The organism is Blastomonas sp. UPD001, assembly GCF_003426715.1.
Classification (GTDB): Bacteria; Pseudomonadota; Alphaproteobacteria; order Sphingomonadales; family Sphingomonadaceae; genus Blastomonas.
Genome location: NZ_QKVT01000001.1, coordinates 2,378,732 through 2,384,213 on the forward strand (window position 1 = coordinate 2,378,732; position 5,482 = coordinate 2,384,213).

Here is a 5,482-nt window from a genome sequence, read left to right on the forward strand (position 1 = left end):
CGACTTGCCCATGCCGCGCGATCCCCAGAGCAGCACGTCGTGCGCAGGCACGCCTTGAAGCTGTGTGTCATGTGAAAACCCCCTCAGGTTCTTGTTTCTCCCTTGTCCGGACAACATCGCCCGAACGACCCGAAGTTGTCCAGACAAATTTTATCCGCACCGCGAATTGTACGGCCTGTGTTGCTTGAATACGACACCCCCGGTTCCGGGGCTGGCGTTCAGAAATCGGGCTTCACTGCCCCCAGCCACGACGTCACCACCAGCAGGATGTAGATCGCCATCACCCAGATGCGTGTGCGGTCCATCGTCCGGCGCAGCGGCACCTCGGTCGCATCGCTCGATCCTTCGGTGAGCAGGCGCACCAGCTGCGGCCCGACCGGCTTGAACGCGACATCGATACCGATCGCCGCGACGAAGATCGCGCCGAAGAGCAGCGCCTTCCACGCGAGCCAGCCGGGCGCCAGCGGCGCACCGGTGAGCAGCGACTGGCCCCCCAGCCAGAGATAGAAGGCGGTGAGCGCATATTTCAGCCCGTTCTCGTAGAACCGGTCGCGTTTGGCGCGCGGGGTCTGGTCGTGGTTGTGCGCATCCCAGACCAGCCACAGCCACACGCCGCCGATGATCCAGGCGGCGATCAGCAACGCCCCCGGCACGTCCCACCAGCCGCCCATCTTCAGAACCGAAAGCGACACCGGGACCATCAGCGCCCAGGCGCTGCGCGGGGTCATGTCCACCAGCACCAGCAGCTTGAGCAGCGCGATGCGCTGATCGAGCGTGTAGAGGTCGCGCTTGCGGAAATGCTGGCCGAGCAGGAACACGCCGACGTCCGCCCCCAGCCACAAGACGAACAGCAAGAGATGCACATATACCAGCGAAGGGTACGCAATTTCCGTCCAGCCCAATCCGCGTCTCCCGCCAGAATCTTGCACTATGCCGATTGACAATGCAGATTTGTCCGGACAAGTTGCAAGAAAAAAATGAACGTCAGGCGGATCGACACAACCGGACTTTCAGGGAGACCAACGATGATCAACTTACGCTTGGTAGCGACCGTCTCGGCGCTTGCAGTTGCCCTTGCCACGCCCGCCTATGCCCAGAATGCCGATCAGGCGGGTACCACCGACTCCGACGAGCAGCCGGGTCTTTCCGAAATCATCGTGACCGCGCAGCGCCGCCAGGAAAGCGTGCAGGACGTGCCGATCGCGATCAGCGCGTTCACTGCCGAGCAGCTGCGCGACCAGGGCGTGTCCAATACATTGCAGCTGGGCCAGTATGTCCCCAATCTGGTGGCGCAGAACAACACCGGTATCGGTTCGGCCAACGCGTACTTCCTCCGCGGTCTGGGCTCGACCGAGACGATCGCGACCTTCGATCCGCCGGTCGGCACCTATGTCGACGACATCTATCTCTCGCGCCAGAATGCCAACAACCTGTCGCTGTTCGATGTCGCCCGGGTCGAGGTGCTGCGCGGGCCGCAGGGCACGCTGTTCGGCCGCAACACCACCGGCGGCGCGATCAACGTCATCATGGCCGATCCCGGCGACACGATCGGCGGCTATGCGGAGGTCGGCTACGGCCGCTACGACCGCAAGCTGGTGCGCGGCTCGATCGATCTGCCGCTGGCCGACTCGCTGGCGATCAAGGTCTCGGGCTATTGGCAGGATGACGACGGCTATGTGAAGAACGTCACCACCGGCGAGCGGCTCAACGACGATGACGGCTGGGGCGTGCGTCTCGGCGTCAAGGGCGAGCTTGCCCCCTGGGCGCGCTGGCGCGCGAGCTATGCGCATATCGTTTCAGAAGGCGAGAACACGCTCAACTTCACCTGCAACCCGGCCAATCCGACCGACTGCAAGGGCCGTTTCTCGACCACCGGGCTCAGCGAGAACCCGCAGACCGCCACGCCCTTCGCGCCGCTGGTGATCCAGGGCCGCAAGGCGAGCTATGGCAATGGCCAGAAGGCCGCGACCGACCTCATCACCTCGAACCTGTCGTTCGACATCGCCGACAAGACGACGCTCAGCCTCATCACCGGCTATGTGAACCTCAACCAGCAGTTCGCGCTCGACTTCTTCGACGGCCGCGGCGGTCCCTCGGTCAGCGTGCCGTTCCCGGCCATCCAGCGCTATGCGCGCGGCGGTTTCGTCATCGTCAACGATGGCAGCCACCAGCAGTTCACGCAGGAAATCAAGCTGGACGGCAGCTTCGCCGATGGTCTGGTCGATTATGTCGCGGGCTTCTTCTATATCGACGAGCGCAACCGCACCAACCTGGCCGATGTCTTCTCGATCTCCCCGGCAACCTCGCTGCTGCTGGGCGATCGCATCATCCGCAACACGACCAAGGCCTATGCCGGCTATGTCCAGGCGGACCTCAACATCACCGAGCAGCTCAAGCTCACTGCGGGTGTCCGCTATACCGACGAGACCAAACGCGTCTCGATCACCGACAACCGGGCCTCGTGCAACGACGGCACGGTCGAGGCGACCTGCATGGCCGACCAGAACTTGCGCGCGGCCAATGGCGTGGTCATTCCACGCCGTCAGAATGTGAAGATCTGGACCCCGCGCTTCGCGCTCAACTACAAGCCCAATGACGACATCCTGCTTTTCGCCTCGGCGACGCGCGGGTTCAAGTCGGGCGGCTGGAACGCGCGCGCGACGGCCCCGAGCCAGTTCCTGCCCTTCGACGAGGAGCGGGTGTGGAGCTATGAAGCGGGCTTCAAGACCGAATTCTTCGACCGCAAGGTGCGCGCCAACGTCACCGCGTTCTGGATGGATGTCAGCGATCTGCAGATCCTGGCGGGTCTGCTCAATCCGGCGACCGGGGCGATCACCTTCCTGACGCGCAACTTTGCCGATTATCGCAACAAGGGCATCGAGGCGGAACTGACCGTCGCGCCGGTGACCGGCCTCACGCTCTATGCCAATGTCGGCTATCAGGACGACAATTACCGCGTGCCCAATGCGCCCGCCGGCAACGATATCTACGGCATCCAGAACGTCCAGGCGCAGCTGGCAGCGTGCCGTGCGCAGCTGGCCGCCGGGCAGATCCCGGCCAGCGCCAACTCGGCCCCGGCGGGTCAGCCGGTCAACAATGCTCCGGCCTGCGCTGCGGGCATCGTCACTGCCAACGGCACGATCGCCACACCGGTGCGCACACCCGACTGGTCGCTGGCGATCGGCGGCAGCTATCGTGCGCCGCTGGGCGATAGCGGGCTGACGCTCGTTCCCACGATCAACGCCAGCTATCGCTCGAAGCAGGAGGTCGCGATCGCCAACCTGTCGATCTACAACCAGCCGGTGACCCGCGGCGGTCGCACCACACCCGCCAATCCGTTCGGCGATGGCGCGTTCATCACCGGATCAGAAAGCCCGGCCGCCTGGCTGGTCAATGCAGGGCTGGCGCTCAACGGACCCGAGGATCGCTGGCAGCTGGCGGTCGAGTGCACCAACTGCTTCAACGAGGAGTTCATCCAGTCCTCTCTGTCCAACTACAGCTATCTCAACCAGCCGATGATGTGGACGGTGCGGGCGCGGTACAATTTCTGATCGCGCTTTCTGGCCATCAGGCGGATGGAGCATCGCGTCACTCTGTGCGATGCTCCATTCCGACTTAGGCTTTTCATTCTTGATGGACTGACGGGAGCGACGCGTTGGCAAGCAGGGCAGACGAACTGACGGCAGGCATCGCGGCCCCGGCGCGCGGCGAATTTGCGGGCGGGTGGAAGGTGCTGCTGGCGGGGGTGATCGGCGTCGCCTGCGGGGCCTCGCCGATTCCCTTCAACGTCATCGGCTTCACCATCGCGCCACTGTCGAAGGAATTCGGCTGGACGACCACCGAGATTCTCACCCCGATCACGATTTTCGGCGTGGTCGCCGCCTTGCTCGCGCCGGTCTTCGGCTGGCTGGCCGATACCTATGGCGTGCGCCGGATTGCCTTGTGGTCGCTGTTCGCGTTCGGGGCGACCTTTGCCGCGCTGTCGCTCACCCCGCCGGTGCTCTGGGCCTATTATCTGCTCTGGCTGCTCGTCGGGTTGGTCGGCATCGGATCGACCCCGGTGACGTGGAGCCGCGCGATCAACATGTGGTTCTACAAGAGCCGCGGGCTCGCGCTCGGCCTGTTGCTTCTGGGCACCAGCCTGGCGGCGATCGTGGTGCCCAAGCTCGCGGTGTTCGCGATCGAATCCTGGGGCTGGCGCGCGATGTTCGCCATTGTCGGCATGCTGCCGCTGCTTGTCGCGTTGCCGATCGCCTTCTGGCTGTTCCGCGAACCCCGGCCCGAGGAACAGCCGCCGGGGATCAAGACCGCGAGCGGCGCGCTGACCGGCGTGACGCTGGGCCAGGCGGTGCGCGACCATCGCTTCTGGCTGATCTGGGTCTCGATCCTGGTCATCGCGCTGACCTTTGGCGGGGCATTCATCAACATGCCCGCGATGCTCGCCGACCGGGGGATTCCCGCGCAGGGTGCGGCCTCGGTCATGGGCATTCTCGGCCTCGGCATCCTGTCGGGGCGGATCATCACCGGGTTGCTGCTCGATCGCTTCTGGGCGGGGTTCGTCGCCTTTCCGCTGCTCTGCCTGCCCGCCGCGTCGAGCTGGATCCTGCTCGATCCCGCGCCCGGCTTCGCGCTGGCGGCGCTCGCCGGTTTCCTGCTCGGCTTTGCCGCCGGGGCGGAGAGCGACCTGATCGCGTATCTGACCGGGCGCTATTTCGGCATGGCGCATTACGGCAAGATCTACGGCATGCTGTACATGCCCTTTGGGATATTCTCGGCGATCTCGCCGATCGTCTATTCCTCTGTGCGCGATGCGACCGGCAGCTATGATCCGATCCTGTTCTATTCGATTTTCGGCTATGTCATCGGCGGTGCGCTGCTGCTGTTGCTGGGGCGCTACCCCGTGCTGACCGAGGCAGCGGGTCCCGCTCCTCAGGGCGAACCGGCGATGGAGGCTGCGTGATGGCGACTTTGGTCCAGGCTGATGCAGGCGCGATGGGCGCGGTGATCGCGGCGGCGGGCGCCGACGCGGTGCTGACCGACGAGGCGACGCGCGATTTCTTCTCGCACGATGTCTATGCGACCGGGCGTCAGCCGCTCGCCGTGTTGCGCCCTGCGACCGTCGATCAGCTCGCGCGCGGCGTCGCGGCGGCGACCGCGCAGGGGCTCGCGATCGTCCCGCGCGGCGGCGGCATGAGCTATACCGGCGGGTATCTGTATTCGGGCGGCGATTTCATCCTCGTCGATACGACCTCACTTGATGCCATTGTCGATATCAACCCCACCGACATGACCGTCACGGTGGAGGCGGGCTGCACCTGGGCGAAGCTGCACGATGCGCTGAGGCCGCTCGGCCTGCGCGCTCCGAGCTGGGGCACCCTGTCCGGCCTGCGCGCGGCGATCGGCGGGGGGATGAGCCAGAACGGCATCTTCTGGGGCGCGCGCGAGGGCTCCGTGGTCGACAGCGCGCTGAGCTTTGACGTGG

The 5,482-nt window shown here is 65.1% G+C and carries 4 protein-coding genes; 3 read left to right on the forward strand and 1 reads right to left on the reverse strand.

Translation table 11 applies throughout. From position 1 onward, the window contains the following. Positions 1-218: 218 nt before the first annotated feature. A complete protein-coding gene (locus DM995_RS12145) occupies positions 219-863 on the reverse strand; it encodes a hypothetical protein (RefSeq protein ID WP_232824356.1) in 645 nt (214 codons plus the stop codon). Positions 864-1,025: 162 nt separating this feature from the next. On the opposite strand from DM995_RS12145, the gene DM995_RS12150 reads away from it, so the two are divergent. The 3 genes from DM995_RS12150 to DM995_RS12160 form a co-directional block, all read left to right on the forward strand. Continuing rightward, a complete protein-coding gene (locus DM995_RS12150; RefSeq protein ID WP_023837371.1) occupies positions 1,026-3,551 on the forward strand; it encodes a TonB-dependent receptor in 2,526 nt (841 codons plus the stop codon). A 104-nt stretch (positions 3,552-3,655) separates the two neighbouring features. Then, complete coding sequence (locus tag DM995_RS12155; protein ID WP_116969591.1) at positions 3,656-4,960, forward strand: MFS transporter; 1,305 nt, start codon at positions 3,656-3,658, stop codon at positions 4,958-4,960. Beyond that, positions 4,960-5,482: FAD-binding oxidoreductase (locus DM995_RS12160; protein ID WP_232824357.1), on the forward strand; the 523-nt coding region annotated here is incomplete at its 3' end. The genes DM995_RS12155 and DM995_RS12160, both read left to right, overlap by 1 nt.